Consider the following 20,846-nt stretch of genomic DNA (forward strand, 5'->3'; position numbering starts at 1 on the left):
CTGCTGTGGCGGGCCAGCACCGTTCGAGCGCTGTGTAGCCCCTCAGAACCCCGCCATTCAGGGACTTGGCGGTCGATTGTGTTCAGGTAGGTAAAGTTAGGTAAAAGCGGCCACGGCATATACATGGATCAGTATTGTGGTTTGTACTGTCCAGTTAAAGATGCCATTGATGAACACACTTCCGTCGCAGCCAAGCGCTGAACGCGGGGCGTTCTCCAGTTTCGAGGCGTGTCGCAACACCCAGCAGGGCCCCGTGGTGATCCTTGCCTCCGGCGCCTCTGCCAAACACTTTCCGCTGGGCGAATTCGCGCATTTGCCCATCATCGCCATGAACGGTTCGGTCGCGATGACCGCCGAGCACGGCATTCAGCCCTTCTTCTACGTGTGCACCGATAAAAGCTTCCGTCAGCAACAGCCGGCCTTGTTCGCCACGGCCTTGCGCGACAGTGAGCGACTTGCGCTTTGGCCTGAGCAGTATGTGGGTGCCGATGTGCCTGCCGACACCGAGTGTTATGCCTTGCACAAAGCCGACACGCCGGGCTTGCTGGACGGTTTGCGTGGCCATGGTGACAGTTGCGTGTGCAACCGCGCGCTGTGGAGCAAACGCAGCCGCTCGATTGCCTTCAGCAAAGACTTGGCCCATGGCTTCTTCGATGCCCGCACAGTGGCCTATGTGGCCTTGCAGCTGGCCTATCACCTTGGTTTTGAAGAAGTGTTGCTGGTAGGCGTGGACCTCGACCAGAGCGTCGGGCGCTTCTACGAAAACGGCCAAGGCCAGTGTTCGCCCTGCGGGCTCGACCAGCATTGGGACAGCCGCATTTTGCCGTCGTTGACGCTGATGGTCAGGGAGGTGGTAAACGAGCATTTCCATGTCTACAACCTGTCGCCGATCTCGCGGATCCCCGCCGAGCTGATTCCCAAGGTCAACCTCAAGGAAGCGCGGCGGATTGCCGGTTGCGCAATTACCTGAGCAAGAAAGCGGGTGCGCGCAGGGCTGTGGATGCGTACAGTACCCTGAACGCAAACACGCAGGAAACCGCTCATGTCCAGTGCATTCACCCTTATGCAGTCGCCTGTCGGCACCCTGACCCTGGTGGCCCGCGGCGAGTGCCTGGCCGCCGTACTGTGGGAAGATGAGCGGGAAAACCGCGTGCGCCTGGGAGCCTTGCACCGTGATGACCAGTATCCGGTATTGCTGGACACCGCGCGGCAGCTTGGCGAGTACTTTGCAGGCAACCGCCAGCGCTTCGAGCTGGCGCTGGATTTTGCCGGTACCGCGTTCCAGCGCCAGGTGTGGGCCGCACTGCTGGCGATACCCTTCGGCGAAACCCGCAGCTACGGCGACATCGCCCGGCAGATCGGCAACCCCAGCGCGGTGCGCGCAGTAGGTGCGGCCAACGGCCGCAACCCGATCTCGATCATTGCCCCGTGCCACCGCGTGATTGGTGCTTCGGGCAGCCTGACCGGCTTTGCCGGTGGCCTGGCGGCCAAGCAATACCTGTTGGCGCTGGAGGGCCGGCAAAGCCTGGCACTGGACCTGTAGGTATCAGCTGAACCAGCTGGCGGCCAGGCAGGCCAGCAGCGCCAGCGCCGAGCCCGCCATCAGGGTGTACTGCCGCTGAGCCCGGCGTGCGTGGGCCTTGACCGTGCGCAGGTACTCGCCCGGCGTCGGGGCATCGGGCCGATGGCGCAATCCCTCGGCCACATCGGCAAGCTGGCCCTGGATCAGCAAGCCGACCAGGTAATAAGTGCCGGTGTAGCTCAGCAATGCCAGAAACAGATAGATCATGCCGGGTGCGGGTCCAAGGGCAGGGCCATTGCGCTGGCATTGCCAGTGTCCAGCATGATCAGCCCTTCACTGTGGTCATCCAGGCTGGCCAGCAAGCGCCCCTGGCTGTCCCACGCCGCGGAGCCGCCGGCCCCGATGAACGTGTCGGCCGGCCCTACGCAGTTGGCCATCAACACCGGCATGCCCAGTTCACGTGCCACCTCTGGGTAATGCGCGTATCCCTCGCGGATGCCCTTGGCGGTTTTCGCCACGCTGACCAGATACAAGTCGGCGCCGTGTTCGCGGGCGGCTGCTGCGTGCGCCATGAACATTGATTCGTAGCAGATTGCCGGCGCCACCCGGTGCTCGCCCACCTGCAGCAGCAATGCCTTATCGCCCGGGGTGAAATAGGGTAGCTCGTCCTCGTGCAGGCGCCGTTTGGCATAGGCCTGGGGCGGTGCCCCGGGGCTGAAGACTGGCATGCCGATGCGAATACCGTCGGGGGTCGGTAACGGCAGGCCTGCGGCCACGGTGATACCCAGGCGGTCACAGGCAGCCTGCAGCGGGCCCAGCCGCGCAGAGCTGACCGGCAAGGCGGCCTGGCGCGCAAGGCTTGGCTCATAGCCGGTCAGCGACAACTCGGGGAACACCACCAGCTCGGCGCCAAGGGCCGCGGCTTGTTCGATGCAGGCCAGATGACGCTGCAGGTTGCCTGGCAAATCGCCCTTGAGCGACGCCAGTTGCACGGCGCACAGTTTCATGAAAAACCCTTCCCTGGTGCAGGTTGAAGGGCCGAGCATACTCTCGGCACCAACGCCTGTACCAGTGAAGGGTTTTTCAGGTGGCCGGGTGCGGCGCAAAGCGCTGGCGGAACCAGTCGTCGAGCATGGCCTTCTCGGCGTACAGGCGGTCGCTGCTGCTGGCGACCCGGCCGGGGCGGCTGAGGTACATCTTGTCGCTGACCCGTTCCTCGGCCTGCTGGGCGGGTTTGCCTGGCTGGCTGAGGGTGTAGGTCAGGTCGATGGTCGGCCAGGTGATCTCGCGCATGAAGCGCACATCGTAGGCCTGGCTGTGCCAAGGCTCAAAGCGCCCGGCCAGGTCGATATCGCGGATGTCGATGACCAGTTGCTGGCCGGGTTGCAGGTAACGCTGACCGAGCTTTTGCAGGTACTGGGTAAGGGATTTCATCACATAGGCGTCGGCGCCACGCTCATAGCCGTGGCTGTCCAGGCTGGCATCGCGGAATTTTTCCGGGTGGTCGAAATGCACCTCGACCTGCGCGGCCGGGGCACCTTGTGCCATGCTGTCCAGTGACAGCGCCATGAGCACGGCACACACGAGGGCGGTACGCATGATGCACCTCCGGGGTAGATGGGGGTGTCTCCATTTTACGCCTGCCATGGCAGCACCTGCAGAGGAAGATTGTAATGGGACGGTTTCGGCGGTTACTCGCCAATATCCGCGGACGTGACCTGGCGGTGGGCGACATCCATGGTCACTTCGAACGCCTGGAGCAGTGCCTGCAAGCGGTGGGGTTCGACCCGGCCGTAGACCGCCTGTTCAGTGTGGGTGACCTGGTCGACCGTGGGCCGCACAGCGAGGCCGTGCTGGACTGGCTCGCGCAGCCTTGGTTCCATGCGGTGCAAGGTAACCATGAGGCGCTGGCAATCACCCGCGTGCGAGGGGGGCGGCTTGACCTGGACATGTACCGCGCAGCGGGTGGAAGCTGGTTCCTGGACATGCCGCGCAACGCGCAATTGCGCTTCGTGGAACGCTTCGAGCAATTGCCGATTGCCATTGAAGTGGAAAGCGCGGCCGGCCTCGTCGGGTTGCTGCATGCCGACAGCCCGTTTGCTGATTGGGCAGTGCTGCGTTCCTGGCTGGAGCTGGATGACGACCCCAAGGTACAAGAGGTGTGCCAGTGGTCGCGGCGGCGCCTGAAGGAAGGTGATACCCAACCGGTGCAGGGCCTGCGTGCCTTGCTGGTCGGCCACACACCGGTGCTGGAAGCGAAACTGCTGGGTAACGTCTGGCACCTGGACACGGGGGGCTGGGCCAGTGGCCATTTCACCTTGATGGACATGCGCAGCCTGCAACTGGTCAGCCCCGGGCCAGATGCAGCAACAACGCCGCAGCCACTAGCACCAGCATGACCCCTGAAGCCCGCTCCAGCCACGGCAGGCTGCGGGCGAAACGCCGCAGTACACGCTGGTTGCCGATGGCCACGGCCACCAGCAGGTCCCAGAGCAGGACGATACTGAACATCCACAGGGCGTAGGCCGATTTCCAGCCAGCACTGGCGCTGGCGACCATGCTGGCAAGGCTGGCATAGAACAGCGCGTTCTTGGGGTTGAGGATGCCGGACAAGAAGCCCATGCCCAAAGTGTGCCACCAGCCATGACCCCGCTGGTTGTCAGCGACTGAGCGTAAGCTGGTTTGCCCTGCATGGCGCAGGAACAGTACGCCGATGTACAGCAGGTAGCTGGCTCCGGCCAGTTGCAGGGTGGTGAACAGCAGGCTGCCTTCCTGCAGTATCGACAGGCCGGTGAAGGCCATGGCGATGAACGCGCCATTGGCCAGGGCAATACCCAGGCAGGCGCCGCTGGCGATGCGCCAGCCGCTGTTGATCGAGCTGCGGGCGACCAGGAAGAAATCCGGGCCAGGTGAGAGCAGCGCGAGGAAGTGGGCGAGGGCGATGATCAGGAACTGTTGCATGGGGGTCGGCTCTGCGGGAAAAACCGCAGTCTGCTGCCGGGCCTGCCACAGCGTATTGAACAATATTGCACCCCCAAGCGGCAGGCCTTCAGTTTCCTCGATATTGCCCCGGTGTCACCCCCACATGGGCCTTGAACACCCGCTGGAAATGGCTTTGGTCTGCAAAGCCGAGCCGGTAGGCCACCTCCGCCAGTGCCAGCCCTTCACCCAGCAACCGCCGCCCGCGATTGACCCGGGCGTTGAGCAGGTAGGCATGCGGCGTGAACCCGGTGGCCGTGCGGAATGCGCGGATCAACTGGTAGCGCCCAAGCCCGGCCTCGCCGGCCAGCACGTCCAGGCTCAGTTGCGCGGGGTCCTGGCCTTCGACGCGTGCGATCAATCCGCACAACGCGGTCGCCCCCAAGGCGGGCGCCGCTGCCAGTGGCGCTTGGGCGGAAAAGTCCAGGTCACCCACAAAGGCAATCAGCGCCGCATCCTTCTCATGAGTGCTGGCGCTGGAGAACAGCAACCTGTTCAGCGCGCAGAACTGCGCATACACCGCCGGCACCCGGCAGATACGCGCCGGCTCACCAGGGCTGGCGCCGCCCAGCCCCGACTCCAGGCGCACGTGTGTTAGCCAGTCGGGATCCACATGCAGCATCTGGTAGCTCCAGGCTTGCCCGGGCTCAGGGTTACAGGCGTGGACACGGTGAGCTGGCACCAGTACGAGGGTGCCGGGCGTCAGCCGTTCCTGCCCATTCGCGGCACCGCTGAAAAGGCTGTGACCGGCATCCACCGCACCGATGGAAAACGTCGGGTGACTGTGGGCCTTGTAACAGGCCCGGCTATGGCAGGCGCGGCGGCTTTCCACATGCGGGAGTGCCGGGTCGCGCCACAGCGCGGCGTGGGAGCGGGGCATCACAAGGTCCTCGATTTCGCCGGCAGCGTAGCAGGTGCCGCGCACCCGTACAGTTTTTATCGCTGGCTGTAGCTTGACCGCAACCGCTGTACACGCCGAAATAGACGCCTGTTGCCCAAGGAAAACAACAATGGATCTTTCAAGCCTGCTGCTTTTCATCCCCGCCTGCTTCGCCCTCAACATGGCGCCGGGGCCGAACAACCTGCTGTCGCTGCACAATGCCAGCCGCTACGGCCTGCGCACGGCGTGCGTGGCAGGTGGTGGTCGTATCGTCGCCTTCAGCGGCATGATCGCCCTGGCGGCCATGGGCCTGGCCGTGGTCCTGCACACCAGTGAATACCTGTTCCTGGCCATCAAGGTAGTGGGGGCGGCGTACCTGTTCTACATCGCGTGGCAACTGTGGCGGGCACCGGTAGGCGAGGCCGTGGCGGCAATGGATCACCCGCGTGGCACCTGGCGCCTGACGCGCCAGGAGTTCTGGGTGGCGGCCGGCAACCCCAAGGCCATCCTGATCTTCACCGCCTTCCTGCTGCAGTTCGTTACGGTCGGCAGCGCCACCCCGGTGAGCGAGCAGTTCTTGTGGCTGGGCGTGCTGTTCCTGCTGCTGGAATGGGCCGCCATTGCCATCTACGCCGGCCTGGGCGCCTACCTGCAGCGCTGGTTCAGCCAGCCAGGCCCGCGCCGCGTATTCAACCGGGTCAGCGCCTCCCTGCTGGGCTGCGCCGGCCTTGGTCTGCTGGCAGCGCGCCGCTAGAATTCTTTGAGACTTTGGTGGCACGGCTGGGCAGGCTTTCAACGCGATTGAGTGAGGCAATCTGAATCCCGTGACGGTCATGACCACCAAGGACGGTAGGCCTTAGGCCAATGCTTCTCTTATGGCTTCCTGGGTTTCCATCGAATAGACCCAGGTTTTGCCGTCTTTGCGCTTCGTGAATACCTTGTGTTCGACCAGGCCATTCAGGACTGATGCAGCTGTGTTGTATGAGCAGCCTAGGTTGGTCATAACGTTTTTGGCAGTGAAGTCAGTTGCCTCTTTACTGTTCGCGAAATTGAACACTATCCGCTGGTTAGTTGTGAGCTTGCGAAAGAGGCCAGACTTGAACAGGAACTGTTCAAAGTCATTGATTGATTTCAAGGCGGCATCATAGTTTTTGAGGAAAAGCGTGATTGCCCTGGTGATCATCTGGCACTGGTAGTCCACGAAATAGGTCAGGTCCATGTCATCGGTTTCTGTATAGACGTAGCTCATACCATAACGCTTAGGTGCAGCTTTCAATAGCGTGCTGATAGCGATGTACCGAAACGCCGAAAACCCTTCCCTGAACATGAACCAATAAAACAGCGCACGTGCCACCCGGCCGTTACCATCGTGGAACGGGTGTTCGTACCCTATAGCAAAGTGAATAATGATGGCTTTGACCATCGGGTGGATATAATTGCCATCGTTTTTGTTGGTATGATCCTGATTGATCCAATCTATGATTTCAGTAAGTCGATATTTCAATGTTGCCGCCGACGGTGGCTGGTGGACTATATTTCCATCCCCGTCCCTTACTTCAATGTCATCGTTGTTGCGCAACGTTCCTGGGTGATAGTGCTCATCGTCTATCCCCTCAACGCCGACCTGGTGCAACTCCAGCATCAATTCAATGGTTAGCGATTCATCCCTGTTTTTCCAAGCGCATTCCATCATCCGGTAATTCCCGATGATCATTTTTTCGCCTTCGTCTTTTCCCTTGCGTTCGGTTCGCAGCAAGTTCTTTGCGACCTTTGTAGTCGTAGCCGAACCTTCTAGCTGGCTGCTGCTGATCGCCTCCTCATTGATAAGATCGGTCATCAAGTATTGGATTTGCTTTCCTTCACCAATCTGGGACGTCATGTAGGTGAGGGCGGCTGTAGTCGTCTTCTGATCACACAGAGATATAGCCCGTAAGATGGCCGGCGTTGCAACGAAACGGCAAGGTTCTTCCGGCTCCCCGAGCATGATAGGCACGGATTGTTGTTGCCTCCGCGCGTCCTTGATCAGGGACCAGGCCACGGTCGGATCAATGTTTTTTGGAAGCCGCCGGCGAAGCTGATCGAAATGCAGATATTTGCCGTCACCGTCAATAATCGAATGATAGCCGAAATAGCTCATGATGTCGGCGGTGTCGAAGCTGTCAAACGGGTTCGCGAGGGTTTGGGGTGGGTGCTTGAACATGTCTCAAATTCCCGGAAATTTGAGATAACCTTACCTCATCATCTCAAAATCGGCAAAATTTGAGATTCAGTTTGAATGGGCCGCCATTGCCATCTACGCCGGCCTGGGCGCCTACCTGCAGCGCTGGTTCAGCCAGCCGGGCCCGCGCCGCGTATTCAACCGGGTCAGCGCCTCCCTGCTGGGCTGCGCCGGCCTCGGCTTGCTGGCGGCGCGCCGCTAGAACTGCCAGCGCACCCCCAGGTTCATGCCGCTGGCTTCCTGCTGGCGGCTGTCCAGGTTGGCGGTGTACTGCACGCCGCCATGCAGGCTCAGCGCTTCGTTGACCTGTGCTACCACGCCGCTTTCCAGTTGCACCGAGGTGTAGCGGTAGTCGGTCTTGATCTTGTCTACATCATCGAAGGTCAAGGTGTCGCGGCCGCCGTCGCCGTGCCACAGGTTCACCTGCGCATAGGGCTGCAACAGGCGCCCGCTGCTGCCTTTGAACGCACCCTCCAGGCGTACCCCCAACCGGCCAGTCAGCTCAACCTGGGCGTCGTGGCTGATGCGTGAGATGCTGTCGCTGGCGCTGTCGAGCGAGACCTTTTGCGCAATCAGCTGGGCTTGCGGTTCCAGCGTCCAGCGTTCGGACAGGGCGATGGGGTAGCCGGACTCCAGCGAAGCCGTCCAGGCGTGGCCGTCGATGTTCAGCTTGTCACCACGCTCAGAGCGGGCCCGGCCATCGAGGCGGGTGTACTGCAGCACTGCATCCAGGTATGTGCCTTGTGGCCCTACCAGCGTCCAGTAAGTGCCGAAGCTGTCGCCATCGAGTTTCAGGTCCCCCACGCTGCGGTCCTGCACAGCAAGGGCGAAGCCTTTTACATCGGCGTCCAGGCGGCTATGGCTGACGTAAAAGCCGACATGCTGGCGATATCCATTGCCGCCAACCTTGGCGTACAGGTCCTGGCCGACTTTGAAACCGTACAGGTCGCCATCCAGGCTCGGGCTGACCGTACCGCTCCATTGCTGGTGAAGCGTGCCGCCGTAGGCCTGCCCCCAACTGGCAGGCAGGGCGCCTTCGCCTTGCAGCAATTGCTGGTCGCCCTGGCGTTGGTGGAAGGTACCCAATGCCTGGCGGGCGATTATTGCGGCGCCCCGTGGGGCTGCGGCATACACCGGAACTTCCGGGCGATACAGCGGCAGGCTTTCGCCTTGCACGGGGGCCGGCAGGTCCACCTGCCCGGGTGCCGGTGCGGCAACCGGTGGCGTCTCGGCAGGTGCTATCACGGGTGGCTCGCCCGGTTCCGAGGGTTGTGTCGGCTGTTCGGGATCTGTGACCGGTGCCGGAGCAGGTGGCGCGACCAGGGTCGAACGCAGATACCAGCTGTTTTCGCTGCCAGCGGTCACGCCACCTTTGAACAGGCGGTAGTCATAGGCACCCACCGACAGCGTTTGGGTCTGCACGAATGCAGTGGCAGTGCTGGTGGCACCGTCACGCGCTTCGACGACCTGAATGCCGTTCTGTGCAGTCGCCGCACCTGCGCCATTGAGGTTGTTGATGAGCAAGCGAGTGGAGCCGCTGATGGCGCCACGGCTGACCACCAGGCGGTCGGAGGCAGCGCCATCGCCCGCCAGCACGCTATTCAGGCGCAGGCTGCCGTTGTTGCCGGTGTAATCGCCCTGCAGGGTAAGGCGGCCCTGAGCGTCGTTGCCACGGCTCAGGTCGACGGTGCCGGCGTTGATCAGCGATGCCTTGTTGTCACTCTGGATACTGACAATGCTGCCTTGGCGGCTGATCAGCGAGCTGCTTGCATCGATTTGCAAGGTGCCGGTGCCTGTGGCCGGGATCACGCGTGGCTGATCACTGCCAAGGTCGCCCAGCGTCAGGGTGTCGTTGAGGGTAAGCTGGCTACCCTGCTTGAGGTTGATGGCCTCCCAGTTGGTGTACAACGCACCTTGGCCGACCTGGCTCTGCTCGAACGTCAGCGTGTCCGTGCCGGTGCCGCCGTCCAGGATGACGGTAGAGTTGCCAAGGTCGAGGGCGCGGACGATGGCGGTGTCGTCGTCATTCTCCATGATGACCCGCTTACCGATCTGGCCACCGGTCCAGGTAAATTCATCTTTGCCGTTGCCCGTTCGTATTTCGCCTTTGAGCGTGCCGCCGCTGATGGTTATCTTGTCAACGCCGCTACTGGTACTGATGTCACCTCCGATGGTGCCGCCAGTCAGGATGATCGTGTCGTTACCAAGGCCGCTGACTACGTTGCCAACAACAACTGTGTCGACCCCGAGCCCTTGGGATATCTCCAGGAAGTTGTCAGCGAGCTTGAGGTCTATTCGGCCAATGCTGCCGCCTTTGAACCACGCCGTGTCGCCATCTTCAAACGCGCCCGTGATGGTGCCGCCGGTCATGGTGAACGTGTCCATGTCACCGCCCTGGTTTAAAGACCCTAGCGTACCGCCAGACATGGTGAAGGTGTCCTGGCCATCGCCTTGTTGCAACGACTGCACTGTACCGCCGCTGATGGTGAAGTCGTCAGCAGCCGGCGTTTGCACAAGGGCGCCAAGATTCTCACCGGGCGTAACCGTCAGGGATTGGGAGTGGGCCAGCAATGGCAGTGCCAGCAGGGGAAAGGCAACAGGCAACAGCAAGCGGGTGCATCGCATAGGCAGGTCTCCGGGTCCTTTGAAGGGTCCACTACCTGAAGCGACGCCAGCGGGGCGGCTTCGGCCCTGCCTGAGTTGTATGTAATGTGCGGTGACGGGGCAACTGGCAATAATGTCAGGTGGCCCGCTGCCATCAATCGCGGTAGAACGTTTGCACCAGGTGGTAGCCGAACTTGCTCTTGATCGGCCCGTGCACTACACGCAAAGGCTTCTTGAAAATCACCTGGTCGATAGCGCCGACCATCTGGCCCGGGCGCACCTCGCCCAAGTCGCCGCCGCGCTTGCCGGAAGGGCAGATAGAAAATTTTTTGGCGAGCACATCGAAAGCCTCGCCGTTGGCGATGCGCTGTTTGAGCTTTTCGGCTTCGTCAGCGGTTTTGACCAGGATGTGGCGGGCTTGGGCTTTCATGGGGTACCTGTGCTTCGTGGCGCAAAAAAGGGGCGCATTATGCCTGATTGGACCGCGTAAGCGTCCAGCTTCCGAGCAAGTTGCTAGCCGCCCCTTACATGATCGGCGGTCTTTACTCTACTTTGGCCTTTTGCACATCCTGCGACGCCGACCACACGCGGTAGCGTACCTCGACATCCTTGGGCACATAGACCACCACCGGCAGCTTGCTGTTGTAGCGCAGCAGGAAGCCGTCGCCCACCACCGGCACGAAGGCCTCGGTCTTTTTGCCGTCCGGGCAAGCCATCAGCGTGCTCACCGGGCCGCTGACTTTGTCCAGACGGTAGTAGTTGTACCCCCAGCCCTCCAGAGTGCGTTCTTCCAGGCTACCGCCCAGGCGCTGGTGATTGCAGTCGACCTGCAACGTTTTGCCGGCGAGGATTTCCAGTTTGTATGCCGACTCATCGGCCTGTACCGGCAGGTGGATGACCTGCCGGGTAAAGCCTTTTTCCGCCGCTGGGTAAGGCGCGACGTCCTTCAGGCTGGCAGCCATCGCAGGCGCGGCGGCAGCCAGGGTGAGAGCCAGAATTGCGGTTATCGGGGTATGGCGCATAGGGCCTCCATGCAAATAATCGAACGCGAACCCGCCGCCAGTCACTGGGCCAACCAGCCACCATCGACGTTCCAGGCGGCGCCACGAACCTGGCTTGCGGCCTCGCTGCACAGGAAGAGTACCAGTTCACCCAGGTGCTCGGGGGTGACAAACGCCAGCGACGGTTGCTTCTCGGCCAGCAGATCATGCTGTGCTTGCAGCGGATCGCCACCGTTGGCAGCACGATCGTCGATCTGCTTTTGCACCAGCGGTGTCAGCACCCAGCCGGGGCAGATGGCGTTGCAGGTGACGTTGCTGGTGGCAGTTTCCAGGCCCACCACCTTGGTCAGGCCGACCACACCGTGCTTGGCTGCCACGTAGGCCGCCTTGCCGGTGGAGCCGACCAGGCCATGCACGGAAGCGATGTTGATGATGCGCCCCCAGTTGCGCGTGCGCATACCCGGCAGCGCAAGGCGTGTGCCATGGAACACGGCTGACAGGTTGAGGGCGATGATCTTGTCCCAGCTTTCCTGGGGGAATTGCTCTACCGGCGCCACATGCTGGATACCGGCGTTGTTGACCAGAATGTCGATGCCCGCGAATTCGCGTTCGGCCAGTGCGAACAACGCTTCAATCTGGGCCACGTCCGACAGGTCGGCCGGGTGATGGACAACCTTCACCCCATGGCGGGCGATCTCGGCGATGGCGGGTGCCGGGTCGCCAAAGCCGTTGAGCACGATGTTGGCGCCAGCGCGGGCCAGCACCTGAGCGATGCCCAGGCCGATGCCGCTGGTGGAACCGGTGATGAGTGCAGTCTTGCCTGTGAGGGCCATGCAAAGCTCCTTATCAAGTAAAGGGCGGGCGTGAAAACTCATCTTCGGGGATCAAACGCTTCGCGCAATGCATCGCCGATAAACACCAGCAGTGACAAGATCAGCGCCAGCGCAAAAAACGCGGTAAAGCCTAGCCACGGCGCCTCCAGGTGCTGCTTGCCCTGGGTTACCAGCTCGCCCAGCGAGGCGCTCCCGGCCGGCATGCCGAAACCGAGAAAATCCAGTGCAGTCAGTGTGGTGATCGCCCCGGTCAGCATGAACGGTACATAGGTCAGGGTAGCGTTCATGGCGTTGGGCAAGATATGCCGCAGCATCACCTGGCTGTCCGGCAACCCCAGCGCGCGGGCGGCTTTCACGTACTCCAGGTTGCGCCCACGCAGGAACTCGGCGCGCACCACATCGACCAGGGTAAGCCAGGAAAACAGCGCCATGATCCCCAATAGCCACCAGAAATCCGGCTCGACAAAACCGCTGAGAATGATCAGCAGGTACAGCACCGGCAAGCCTGACCACACCTCCAGCAGGCGCTGGCCGAACAGGTCGACCCAGCCGCCGTGGTAGCCCTGCAACGCGCCGGCCACCACGCCGATAAACACGCTGACTACGGTCAGGGCAAAGGCGAACAGCAGCGATACCCGCGTGCCATATAGCACCCGCGCCAGCACGTCGCGGCCCTGGTCATCGGTGCCAAGCCAGTTGCTGGCGCTGGGCGGGCTGGGGGTCGGTACTTGCAGGTCGTAGTTAGGGGTGTCGGCGCTGAACGGGATGGGCGCGAACAGCATCCAGCCGCCTTGATCGGCTATCAGTTGTCGCACATAGGCGCTGCGGTAGTCGGGCTGGAACGGCAACTGGCCACCGAACTGCTGTTCGGTGTAGCGCTTCAGCGCAGGCACATACAGCTCGCCCTTGTAGCCCAGCAGCAGCGGCTTGTCATTGGCCACCAGCTCAGCGCCCATGCACAGCACCAGAAGGCCGGTGAACAGCCATAGCGAGACCCAGCCGAGGCGGTTGCGGCGAAAGCGTTGCAGGCGGCGGCGCGAGACAGGTGAAAGCATCAGCGCGCCCTCGTGTCGAAGTCGATGCGCGGGTCGAGCAGGGTGTACGACAGGTCACCGATCAGGCGGATCAACAGGCCTGCCAGGGTGAAGATGAACAGGGTGCCGAACACCACCGGGTAATCCCGCGATACAGCGGACTCGTAACTCAGGCGGCCCAGGCCATCGAGCGAGAAGATCACTTCGATCAGCAGCGACCCGGCGAAGAACACCGTAATCAGCGCCTGTGGTAGCCCGGCCACTACCAGCAGCATGGCATTGCGCAGCACATGCCCATACAGCACCCTGCGTTCACTCAGGCCCTTGGCCCGGGCGGTAACCACGTACTGGCGGGAAATCTCATCGAGAAAGGCGTTTTTGGTCAGCAGCGTAAGGGTTGCGAAACCGCCAATCACCAAAGCACCGACCGGCAGCACCAGGTGCCAGAAGTAGTCGGCGACCTTGCCCAGCAGGCTGAGCTCGTCGAAGTTTTCCGAGACCAGGCCGCGTACCGGGAACCAGTTGAGCGAGGTGCCACCGGCGAACAGCACGATCAGCAGCAGGGCAAACAGGAACGAGGGCAGGGCGTAGCCGATCACGATCAATGCGCTGCTCCAGGCATCGAAACGGCTGCCGTGGCGCACCGCCTTGCGGATGCCCAGCGGGATCGACACCAGGTAGGTGATCAGCGTGGCCCAGAAGCCCAGGGACAGGGTGACCGGTAGCTTGTCGAGGATCAGGTCAGTGACTTTGGCGCCGCGAAAGAAACTACTGCCGAAGTCCAGCCGGGCATACTGGCCGAGCATCAACCACAGGCGTTCGGGGGCGGATTTGTCAAAGCCGTACTGGCGCTTGATCTCTTCGATCAATTTCGGGTCCAGGCCGCGGGTGGCACGCGATTCGCCGTGCACCACTTCGGCGCGGGCGCCGGGTGCGCCGCCACCGAGGCCTTGCAAGCGCGCCACGGCCTGTTCGACCGGGCCACCTGGCGCGGCCTGGACGATGGCGAAGTTGACCAGCAGGATCGCCAGCAGCGTCGGGATGATCAGCAACAGACGGCGCAGGATGTAGGTGGTCATGGCGAGACCTTCCGGCGCTCGGCCATTTGCGCGTTGGTCAGCGGGGTGGGGCTTACCTCCCACCAGGTGTCCAGGCCTTCGTCGTAAGTGGCCTGGACCTTGGGCAGGCCGAAACGGTTCCACCAGGCAGTGGAGCTGCCCGGCGGGTAGTAGTTGGGGATCCAGTAGTAGTTCCATTGCAGCACCCGGTCCAGGGCATGGGCGTGGTGCAGCATGTCGGCCTGGGTGTCGGCGCGCACCAGGCCGTCTATAAGATGGTCCACGGCAGGGTCCTGTAACACCATCAGGTTGTTCGAGCCTGGGTCGTGGGCGGCTGCCGAGCCAAAGTAGTTGTACAACTCGGCGCCGGGCGACAGGGTGACCGGGTAGCCGGTGACGATCATGTCGTAGTCACGGGCCATAAGGCGGTTGACGTACTGGGCCGAATCGACATTGCGGATGTTCAGGGTGACGCCGATCTGTGCCAGGTTGCGCTTCCACGGCAGCAGCAGGCGCTCGAGCCCTGACTGGCCGTTGAGGAAGGTGAATGCCAGCGGTGTACCCTGGCTGTTCACCAGGCGGTCACCTTCGGGGTGCCAACCGGCTTGTTCAAGCAGGCTCAAGGCCTGCAACTGCTGCTTGCGGATAATGCCCGAACCATCGGTGACCGGGGCGGTGAATACGGCGGTGAAAACTTCGTCCGGTACTTTGCCACGCAGCGGTTCAAGCAGCTTGAGTTCGCCGGCATCCGGCAATTTGCGGGCCGCCAGTGGAGTGTTGGAGAAGATGCTCTGCTGGCGGATGTACAGGTTGCGCATCATCTGCCGGTTGCTCCACTCGTAGTCCCACAACATGCCCAGCGCCTGGCGCACACGGCGGTCTTTGAACTGCGGCTGGTCGAGGTTGAACACGAACCCCTGGGCAACCTGCGGTTTGGCCGGGCCCAGGTGGGCGCGCTGCAGTCGGCCGTCGTCCAGTTGCGCGCCGTTGTAGCCCAGGGTGTAGGCGGTGGCGGAGAACTCGCGGTTATAGTCGTAGCCACCCCCTTTGAGCACCTGCCGCGCCACTTCGGTGTCGCCGAAGTACTCGATGCGCAGTTGGTCGAAATTGTAGCGACCACGGCTGGCCGGCAGGTTGCGTGCCCACCAGGCAGGGTTGCGCTCGAAGGTAATGCTGCGGCCGTTGTCGATGCGCCCGATGCGGTACGGCCCGCTGCCGATCGGTTTGTCGAAACCTGCACCATTGGCGAAGTCGCGCTGCTGCCAGTCATGTTCGGGCAATACCGGCAGGCTGGCGAGGTCCAGCGCCAGGGTGCGGCCATGGTCGGGTTTGAAATCGAAGCGCACGTGTTGCCGGCCTTCCACGGTCACGCCGGTCACGTCGGCGAACTGGGTGCGGTACTTGAGGCTGCCCTTGCTCATCAACAGCTCGAACGTGAACCGCACGTCTTCAGCGCGCACCGGCTTGCCATCGGCGAAGGTGGCGCGCGGGTCTATCTCGAAACGCAGCCAGGCATCGTCCGGGCCACGCTCCATGTTGCGGGCGATCAGGCCATAGACGGTGTAGGGTTCGTCGAACGAGCGTACGGCCAGTGGCGCGTAGAGCAGGCCGTCGACTTCGCTGACACCGATGCCCTTGTCGATGTACGGCAGGATATGGTCGAACTGGCCGATCTCGATGGCCGAGCGGCGCAGGATACCGCCCTTGGGGGCGTCGGGGTTTACGTAGTCGAAATGCTGGAAGCCGGAGGAGTAGCGGGGGGCTTCGTCGTAGACGGTGAGGGCGTGGGTGGGGGCGGCCTGACCCATTGGACTCATAAAAAACAGCAGAAGAGCCGATAGACATTTATGTAGGAGCGGCCTTGCGTCGCGAAAGTGCTGCGAAGCAGACCCAGGGATTTTTGCATTTCTACGCAAATCCTGGGGCCGCTGCGCGGCCCTTTCGCGACGCAAGGCCGCTCCTACAAAGGGGTTCATCACCTTAAGAGGTGAATTAGTCCTGGCGGCTGGTCACTTCCAGCAGGTGATAGCCGAACTGGGTCTTCACCGGGCCTTGCACGGTGTTGATCGGGGCGCTGAACACCACGGTGTCGAATTCCTTGACCATCTGGCCTGGGCCGAACGAGCCCAGGTCACCGCCTTGGCGGCTGGACGGGCAGGTGGAGTTGGCTTTGGCGATTTCAGCGAAGTCGGCACCCGCTTCGATCTGGGTTTTGAGTTCGTTGCACTTGTCTTCGCTGGCAACGAGGATGTGGCGGGCGGTTGCACGGGCCATGGGTACTGCTCCTTGGGGTAAAAATGCAAGCCTAGCGCACTTGCTTGGCGTATGTCTCGCCAGGCTCGCAACCTCGGCTTACAGTTTTTGTGCCGCTTCACGCAACAGGGTTTCAGTCGAGACCCAGCCCAGGCAGCCGTCGGTGATCGACACGCCGTACTTGAGCGCACCCTTGCCCAGTGCCTGGCAGCCATCGAACAGGTGCCCCTCGATCATCACGCCAACAATCGAGCGGTCTCCGGCCAGGCGTTGTTCCAACACATCGTTGAACACCGCAGGTTGACGTGCCGGGTCCTTGCCGCTGTTGGCGTGGCTGCAATCGACCATGATCCGCGCCTGCACGCCAACCTTGGCCAGTGCCTGGCGGGCCATGGCGATGCTGTTGGCATCGTAGTTGGGGCCTTTGTGGCCACCGCGAAGTACCAGGTGCGTGTCCGGGTTGCCGAGGGTTTCGATGATTGCCGGGTGGCCCTGCGCATCCATGCCGAAGTGGCGGTGCGGGTGGCAAGCGCTACGCATGGCGTCGCTGGCGATGGCGATGCCGCCGTCGGTGCCGTTCTTGAACCCGACGGGCAGCTCCAGGCCACTGACCATTTCGCGGTGAATTTGCGATTCGGTGGTGCGTGCGCCAATCGCGGCCCAGGCCAGCAGGTCGTCGAAGTAGCCGGCGGCCATCGGTTGCAGCAGCTCGGTGGCAACTGGCAGGCCACGTTCGATCATGCTCAGCATCAGCCCGCGGGACAAGGCGATACCCGAGTGCATGTCGTCGCTGCCATCGAGGTGCGGGTCGTAGGCCAGGCCTTTCCAACCCACCGTGGTACGCGGTTTTTCGACATAGGCGCGCATCACCAGCAGCAGCTTGTCATCGACTTCGCGGCTGAGGGCGGCCAGGCGGTCGGCGTATTCCAGGGCCGAGCGTGGGTCGTGGATCGAGCACGGGCCAACGATGACCAGCAGGCGCTCGTCGCGGCCTTCGAGGATGTTGCGAATGGCCAGGCGGTGGGCCTGGACTTGCTGGGCCAGTTCACTGGGCAGCGGCATTTGCTGCTTGAGCAGGTGCGGGCTGGGCAGGCGCTTGCTGACGGTGGTATTGGCAGCTTGCGGCTGGGTCAGGGGCAGGGGCAGGGCGAGGTTGGATGCTTGCATGGCGTTTTTCCCTGGGCGGACGGCGGGTTCAAGCCCGCGTGGTCGGCCCTATCGAGGTGTTCGACAGATCGTTGAATTCGTATTGGCTGCTGTGTTGCCACCTGTAGAAGACCGATCGGAGGCGGCAGGCTGGCCCGAACGGGATTGGCTAAATCGCCATGCATAGGTGTTTGCGTAGTAATAAGTGGCGTAGTTCATGAATGTGTCCTCAATTTGAATCGGTGATGTTCAAAGGCCTGAAAAGCAAAACCCCCGGTCGGGGAGCCGACCGGGGGTTGAGTATTCTCATGTTCGGCGGCCCCTCGAAGGTGGGCGCCGTGTGGGTATCGGCGCCTAGTGGCTAAACCAATACCCAAAGTAATAGCTGGCAGGTGCCACGCAGCCGGCAACAGCCAACACAGGACGCAGGTTGCGACCGGTGTGGTTGGCGTGTTTGCGGGTGTGCTTCGGCATGTTGCTCTCCAGTGAATGAGCCCGAGCTTACTTCAGTTTCCCCGGGCCATTCAATGGATAAATGCGATGGGGCCGATCATTTATTTTTGTACTGGTTGGTTCAATGGCCGTAACGACCGACCAGGCTCTGCGCGCCCAATGCGTGGTTCTGCAGCAACTGCAAAAGGCCACTGCGGTCCAGGCCCTCGGGCAGCGTGCCTAACGGCAGGTCGGTGGAAATCAGGGTCAGTGCGTAATGATGCGGGTTGTCGCCAGCGGGTGGGCAGGGGCCTCGATAGCTGAGCGTGCCACGCGAGTTGCGGCCCACGGTCACGTATTGCCCGCTTGAGCCGGCCGTACCCTCCTTGAGCCCATCCTGTTCCGGGTCGATGTTGTAGGCAAGCCAGTGCACCACGCCGAGACCCTTGGCGCCGTCCGGGTCGAACATGATCAGGGCAAGCGACCGGGTACCCTCCGGCAGGTTGCTCCAGCTGATTTGCGGGGTACGCCCTTCACCGGCGCCGCAGGCCGGCTCCGGGCCGACCTGTTGTAAAGCGATCACGCCGCCGTCGGTGAAAGATGATGAGTTGACGGAAAGCGCCCCTTGATTGTTACCGGCGGCAAGGGCACTGCAAGGCAGCAAGGTTGCGAACAGCCAAACTTTGAGGTTCATGGCGACTCCATCGCAGGGTTGAAAACACAGCTTACCGTCAAGACGGTTGCGCAGGTCCCCTTCCTCAGGGCCATTGGGTTTCTCGATGTTGCGCCATTGATCAAGTTACATACCGGACCGGTGCTGGGGGCAACAGTTGCTGCCGTCGTAGCGTAGGGCTACAGGCTGGCCTGGCTCAATGGCTGTCCTGGTCCTCGGCGGTACCGCCGGTGTGCCCGGCGCCAGACCCCGTGGCCTCACCGGTGCTGTTGGAGCCGCCACTGGCGCCGTCGGCGGCGTCGCTGTTGCTGCCAGTGTCACTGCTGTCGTTGTCCTGGCCGCTGCCGGGGGTGTTGACGCTGCTGTCGTCACCTGCGGTCTTGCCGCCAGACTGGTCGGTTTGCGGACGGCTGTCGGTGTTGGTGTCGGTGGCGGCAAAGGTGGTGGGGGTGAGGCTCGCCAGCGCGAGCGCCAGGCACAGGGAGAGAGGGCGAATGCGGATCATGGGATTTCTCCGTTGCGGATGATCTGTCATTCGTTTGGCTGGGTAGTGGTGCCGGGGTGCCTTCTGGGCGACGAGCGGTGGGTTCTGGGGCCGCGAAGCGGCCCCAGGAATCAATGAGAGTCCGAACGCTGCGCTGGCGCCGGGCTTTCCACCGGCTCCAGCGGCGGATGCTCCTGCGCCGCGTGCATCAGGTCTTCGGTTACCCGCAGCTCGGCGCCGGTTGGCGAGAAGGTGGTGGATGCGGTGAACGGTGCCGGGTGCTCTGCCGCCGGGCGCTTGCCGCGGCGCCACATGAAGAAGCACACCATGCCCAGGTTGACCACGGCAAATGCCCAGAACAGACCGACCTCGCCAAACGAGGTCATCAGCGGCGAAATGGCCAGTGGCGCCATGGCCGAACCCAGCGAGTTGATCAGCAGCAAGCCTTGAATCATGGGTACCAGTGCATCGGACGGCGCCCGGTCGGCCGCATGGCTGACCGCCACCGGGTACAGTGTGAACACGCCCCCACCCAGCAGGAACAGCACTGCAGGCAGCAAGAGCGAGTCCGATGACAGGAACACCGTAATCAGTGACAGCACCACGCACAATGCAGCCAGGGCCAGCAGCACATCCAGGCGGTCCTTGCGGTCCGACCAGCGCCCGACCGGGTACTGCAACAGCATGGCGCCCAGGATCACCCAGGCCATCATCGTGCCGACCTCACCCACGTCCAGGCCGATGCGTTGCAAGTACAGGGGCAGCAAGGAATAGATGCCGGCAATGATCACACCTGAGCCAAAGCAGCCTACCAGCCCGGACGGTGCAACGCCCAGCAGTTGGCGGGGCTTGAGCGGCTCGACCTGATCCAGCAGTGGCGATACTCGCGGCAGGATCACGATGGGCAGTACCGACAGGGCAGCCAGTACGCCAGCCAGCATGAACGGTGCGGTGTCACCGAGCTGGGTGATTTCGCCAAGGCCTGCCTGGGCAATCACCCCGGCGCCGTAGAAGGCGATCATGTACAGCGCCAGCAGGCGGCCACGGATCTTCGCATCGCCGGCCAGCAGCAGCCAGCTTTCGATTACCAGGAACACGCCCACTGCCGCCCAGCCGTTGATCAGGCGCAACACCGACCACCAGGTGACGTCGTAGAACAACCCCTGCAGCAGGATGGTCGCGGCGATCAGCGAAGCAAAACTTGTGTATGCGCGAATGTGGCCGATGCGCAAGATCAGCCGGTCGTTGAAGACGGCACCGAGGGTCAGGCCGATGAAGTAGCTCGCCGAGACGACACCGATGGTGGTGGCCGATTCACCGGCAGCGCCCAGGCGCAGGGTAGTCAGGGAAGACATGAAGCCGTTGCCCAGGGCAATGATGAACAGCCCGAGCAGGGGCGCCAGCGCCATGGCCAGCAAACGCGGAGACATACGAACCTCTAGTTGGATGAGCGGAATGAGCGCCTTCTCGGACGCGCACGCCGGCTCGACCCGACAACGGGGCGAGTGGCTACACGGATGCGACCTGGGCAAGACTCAACCGCTGGCCTGTCGGGAACAGGGCTGTGCGGGGAGGGTTGAGCCTATTTCACATGTGCGTTCATGTGTTCAGGCACGGACTCTGTCATTGCTACGGGTTGCCACCGTTCAAGGCGACGGGCGAAAAGGAGGCGCAATTCTACGGGCTTGCAAGCGTTTGCCCAAGGGGCATCGGCATGCGACGAGACGCC

At 62.4% G+C, this 20,846-nt stretch carries 22 protein-coding genes and 1 pseudogene; 5 read left to right on the forward strand and 18 right to left on the reverse strand.

Annotated elements, in window-relative coordinates:
* Positions 1 to 169 precede the first annotated feature (169 nt).
* Positions 170 to 970: a lipopolysaccharide biosynthesis protein gene (locus P0Y58_15555; GenBank protein WEK28327.1), complete on the forward strand. Its 801-nt coding sequence runs from the start codon at positions 170 to 172 to the stop codon at positions 968 to 970.
* A 72-nt stretch (positions 971 to 1,042) separates the two neighbouring features.
* Positions 1,043 to 1,543, forward strand: coding sequence for a methylated-DNA--[protein]-cysteine S-methyltransferase (locus P0Y58_15560; GenBank protein WEK28328.1), 501 nt, complete (start codon positions 1,043 to 1,045; stop codon positions 1,541 to 1,543).
* Positions 1,544 to 1,546: 3 nt separating this feature from the next.
* Here the strand turns inward: P0Y58_15560 and P0Y58_15565 are convergent, their stop codons facing one another.
* The 3 genes from P0Y58_15565 to P0Y58_15575 all read right to left on the reverse strand — a co-directional run bounded on the left by P0Y58_15565 (position 1,547) and on the right by P0Y58_15575 (position 3,121).
* Positions 1,547 to 1,789, reverse strand: coding sequence for a hypothetical protein (locus P0Y58_15565; GenBank protein ID WEK28329.1), 243 nt, complete (start codon positions 1,787 to 1,789; stop codon positions 1,547 to 1,549).
* Entirely contained in the window at positions 1,786 to 2,529 is a 744-nt protein-coding gene (locus tag P0Y58_15570; GenBank protein WEK28330.1) for a carbon-nitrogen hydrolase family protein, read from the reverse strand. The genes P0Y58_15565 and P0Y58_15570 overlap by 4 nt, the downstream gene beginning before the upstream one ends.
* A 76-nt stretch (positions 2,530 to 2,605) precedes the next feature.
* On the reverse strand, positions 2,606 to 3,121 hold the full coding sequence (locus P0Y58_15575; GenBank protein ID WEK28331.1) for a DUF3016 domain-containing protein: 516 nt from the start codon (positions 3,119 to 3,121) through the stop codon (positions 2,606 to 2,608).
* A gap of 74 nt (positions 3,122 to 3,195) precedes the next feature.
* Between P0Y58_15575 and P0Y58_15580 the strand changes: the two genes are divergently transcribed.
* Entirely contained in the window at positions 3,196 to 3,921 is a 726-nt protein-coding gene (locus P0Y58_15580) for a metallophosphoesterase (GenBank protein ID WEK28332.1), read from the forward strand.
* Here P0Y58_15580 and P0Y58_15585 read toward each other — a convergent pair.
* Together P0Y58_15585 and P0Y58_15590 are read right to left on the reverse strand one after the other, a co-directional pair.
* Entirely contained in the window at positions 3,869 to 4,483 is a 615-nt protein-coding gene (locus P0Y58_15585; protein ID WEK28333.1) for a LysE family translocator, read from the reverse strand. The two genes, P0Y58_15580 and P0Y58_15585, sit on opposite strands and share 53 nt — an antisense overlap.
* Before the next feature lie 88 nt (positions 4,484 to 4,571).
* Positions 4,572 to 5,381, reverse strand: a complete 810-nt coding sequence (locus tag P0Y58_15590; protein ID WEK28334.1) for an AraC family transcriptional regulator — start codon at positions 5,379 to 5,381, stop codon at positions 4,572 to 4,574.
* 130 nt (positions 5,382 to 5,511) lie between these two features.
* On the opposite strand from P0Y58_15590, the gene P0Y58_15595 reads away from it, so the two are divergent.
* Positions 5,512 to 6,135, forward strand: a complete 624-nt coding sequence (locus P0Y58_15595; GenBank protein WEK28335.1) for a LysE family translocator — start codon at positions 5,512 to 5,514, stop codon at positions 6,133 to 6,135.
* Positions 6,136 to 6,237: 102 nt separating this feature from the next.
* On the opposite strand, the gene P0Y58_15600 is transcribed toward P0Y58_15595, so the two are convergent.
* Positions 6,238 to 7,581 carry a Fic family protein gene (locus P0Y58_15600; protein ID WEK28336.1) on the reverse strand — a complete coding sequence of 448 codons (1,344 nt, stop codon included), beginning with the start codon at positions 7,579 to 7,581 and terminating at the stop codon, positions 6,238 to 6,240.
* Positions 7,582 to 7,654: 73 nt separating this feature from the next.
* Between P0Y58_15600 and P0Y58_15605 the strand changes: the two are divergent.
* A pseudogene (locus tag P0Y58_15605) lies at positions 7,655 to 7,801 on the forward strand (LysE family translocator).
* Here P0Y58_15605 and P0Y58_15610 read toward each other — a convergent pair.
* From P0Y58_15610 to P0Y58_15665, 12 genes are all read right to left on the reverse strand, one after another.
* Complete coding sequence (locus tag P0Y58_15610; protein WEK28337.1) at positions 7,798 to 10,224, reverse strand: autotransporter outer membrane beta-barrel domain-containing protein; 2,427 nt, start codon at positions 10,222 to 10,224, stop codon at positions 7,798 to 7,800. The pseudogene P0Y58_15605 and the gene P0Y58_15610 overlap by 4 nt on opposite strands.
* A 133-nt stretch (positions 10,225 to 10,357) precedes the next feature.
* Positions 10,358 to 10,633 (reverse strand): peptidylprolyl isomerase, encoded by a 276-nt coding sequence (locus P0Y58_15615; GenBank protein WEK28338.1) that lies wholly within the window; start codon positions 10,631 to 10,633, stop codon positions 10,358 to 10,360.
* A 112-nt stretch (positions 10,634 to 10,745) separates the two neighbouring features.
* Positions 10,746 to 11,225 (reverse strand): serine protease inhibitor ecotin, encoded by a 480-nt coding sequence (gene eco / locus P0Y58_15620; GenBank protein ID WEK28339.1) that lies wholly within the window; start codon positions 11,223 to 11,225, stop codon positions 10,746 to 10,748.
* Between the two features lie 41 nt (positions 11,226 to 11,266).
* Positions 11,267 to 12,037 (reverse strand): 3-hydroxybutyrate dehydrogenase, encoded by a 771-nt coding sequence (gene hbdH / locus P0Y58_15625; GenBank protein WEK28340.1) that lies wholly within the window; start codon positions 12,035 to 12,037, stop codon positions 11,267 to 11,269.
* A gap of 38 nt (positions 12,038 to 12,075) precedes the next feature.
* Complete coding sequence (locus P0Y58_15630) at positions 12,076 to 13,092, reverse strand: ABC transporter permease (protein WEK28341.1); 1,017 nt, start codon at positions 13,090 to 13,092, stop codon at positions 12,076 to 12,078.
* Complete coding sequence (locus P0Y58_15635; GenBank protein ID WEK28342.1) at positions 13,092 to 14,150, reverse strand: microcin C ABC transporter permease YejB; 1,059 nt, start codon at positions 14,148 to 14,150, stop codon at positions 13,092 to 13,094. The genes P0Y58_15630 and P0Y58_15635 overlap by 1 nt, the downstream gene beginning before the upstream one ends.
* Positions 14,147 to 15,937, reverse strand: a complete 1,791-nt coding sequence (locus P0Y58_15640; protein ID WEK33338.1) for an extracellular solute-binding protein — start codon at positions 15,935 to 15,937, stop codon at positions 14,147 to 14,149. Before P0Y58_15640 ends, P0Y58_15635 begins: the two co-directional genes overlap by 4 nt.
* A gap of 184 nt (positions 15,938 to 16,121) precedes the next feature.
* Positions 16,122 to 16,403, reverse strand: a complete 282-nt coding sequence (locus P0Y58_15645; GenBank protein ID WEK28343.1) for a peptidylprolyl isomerase — start codon at positions 16,401 to 16,403, stop codon at positions 16,122 to 16,124.
* A 78-nt stretch (positions 16,404 to 16,481) separates the two neighbouring features.
* Positions 16,482 to 17,549 (reverse strand): 3-deoxy-7-phosphoheptulonate synthase, encoded by a 1,068-nt coding sequence (locus P0Y58_15650; GenBank protein WEK28344.1) that lies wholly within the window; start codon positions 17,547 to 17,549, stop codon positions 16,482 to 16,484.
* A gap of 553 nt (positions 17,550 to 18,102) precedes the next feature.
* On the reverse strand, positions 18,103 to 18,654 hold the full coding sequence (locus tag P0Y58_15655) for a YbhB/YbcL family Raf kinase inhibitor-like protein (GenBank protein WEK28345.1): 552 nt from the start codon (positions 18,652 to 18,654) through the stop codon (positions 18,103 to 18,105).
* Between the two features lie 175 nt (positions 18,655 to 18,829).
* Entirely contained in the window at positions 18,830 to 19,138 is a 309-nt protein-coding gene (locus P0Y58_15660; protein ID WEK28346.1) for a hypothetical protein, read from the reverse strand.
* Positions 19,139 to 19,248: 110 nt separating this feature from the next.
* On the reverse strand, positions 19,249 to 20,547 hold the full coding sequence (locus P0Y58_15665) for an MFS transporter (GenBank protein WEK28347.1): 1,299 nt from the start codon (positions 20,545 to 20,547) through the stop codon (positions 19,249 to 19,251).
* Between the last annotated feature and the right edge of the window lie 299 nt (positions 20,548 to 20,846).

It is taken from the genome of Candidatus Pseudomonas phytovorans, from assembly GCA_029202525.1.
GTDB lineage: Bacteria > Pseudomonadota > Gammaproteobacteria > Pseudomonadales > Pseudomonadaceae > Aquipseudomonas > Aquipseudomonas phytovorans.

Bases quoted from the DNA above. Each gene is read 5' to 3' on its own strand.
- P0Y58_15555 (WEK28327.1), top strand. From the start codon at position 170: ATGAACACACTTCCGTCGCAGCCAAGCGCTGAACGCGGGGCGTTCTCC.
- P0Y58_15560 (WEK28328.1), top strand. From the start codon at position 1,043: ATGTCCAGTGCATTCACCCTTATGCAGTCGCCTGTCGGCACCCTGACC.
- P0Y58_15565 (WEK28329.1), bottom strand. From the start codon at position 1,789: ATGATCTATCTGTTTCTGGCATTGCTGAGCTACACCGGCACTTATTAC.
- P0Y58_15570 (WEK28330.1), bottom strand. From the start codon at position 2,529: ATGAAACTGTGCGCCGTGCAACTGGCGTCGCTCAAGGGCGATTTGCCA.
- P0Y58_15575 (WEK28331.1), bottom strand. From the start codon at position 3,121: ATGCGTACCGCCCTCGTGTGTGCCGTGCTCATGGCGCTGTCACTGGAC.
- P0Y58_15580 (WEK28332.1), top strand. From the start codon at position 3,196: ATGGGACGGTTTCGGCGGTTACTCGCCAATATCCGCGGACGTGACCTG.
- P0Y58_15585 (WEK28333.1), bottom strand. From the start codon at position 4,483: ATGCAACAGTTCCTGATCATCGCCCTCGCCCACTTCCTCGCGCTGCTC.
- P0Y58_15590 (WEK28334.1), bottom strand. From the start codon at position 5,381: ATGCCCCGCTCCCACGCCGCGCTGTGGCGCGACCCGGCACTCCCGCAT.
- P0Y58_15595 (WEK28335.1), top strand. From the start codon at position 5,512: ATGGATCTTTCAAGCCTGCTGCTTTTCATCCCCGCCTGCTTCGCCCTC.
- P0Y58_15600 (WEK28336.1), bottom strand. From the start codon at position 7,581: ATGTTCAAGCACCCACCCCAAACCCTCGCGAACCCGTTTGACAGCTTC.
- P0Y58_15610 (WEK28337.1), bottom strand. From the start codon at position 10,224: ATGCGATGCACCCGCTTGCTGTTGCCTGTTGCCTTTCCCCTGCTGGCA.
- P0Y58_15615 (WEK28338.1), bottom strand. From the start codon at position 10,633: ATGAAAGCCCAAGCCCGCCACATCCTGGTCAAAACCGCTGACGAAGCC.
- eco (WEK28339.1), bottom strand. From the start codon at position 11,225: ATGCGCCATACCCCGATAACCGCAATTCTGGCTCTCACCCTGGCTGCC.
- hbdH (WEK28340.1), bottom strand. From the start codon at position 12,037: ATGGCCCTCACAGGCAAGACTGCACTCATCACCGGTTCCACCAGCGGC.
- P0Y58_15630 (WEK28341.1), bottom strand. From the start codon at position 13,092: ATGCTTTCACCTGTCTCGCGCCGCCGCCTGCAACGCTTTCGCCGCAAC.
- P0Y58_15635 (WEK28342.1), bottom strand. From the start codon at position 14,150: ATGACCACCTACATCCTGCGCCGTCTGTTGCTGATCATCCCGACGCTG.
- P0Y58_15640 (WEK33338.1), bottom strand. From the start codon at position 15,937: ATGGGTCAGGCCGCCCCCACCCACGCCCTCACCGTCTACGACGAAGCC.
- P0Y58_15645 (WEK28343.1), bottom strand. From the start codon at position 16,403: ATGGCCCGTGCAACCGCCCGCCACATCCTCGTTGCCAGCGAAGACAAG.
- P0Y58_15650 (WEK28344.1), bottom strand. From the start codon at position 17,549: ATGCAAGCATCCAACCTCGCCCTGCCCCTGCCCCTGACCCAGCCGCAA.
- P0Y58_15655 (WEK28345.1), bottom strand. From the start codon at position 18,654: ATGAACCTCAAAGTTTGGCTGTTCGCAACCTTGCTGCCTTGCAGTGCC.
- P0Y58_15660 (WEK28346.1), bottom strand. From the start codon at position 19,138: ATGATCCGCATTCGCCCTCTCTCCCTGTGCCTGGCGCTCGCGCTGGCG.
- P0Y58_15665 (WEK28347.1), bottom strand. From the start codon at position 20,547: ATGTCTCCGCGTTTGCTGGCCATGGCGCTGGCGCCCCTGCTCGGGCTG.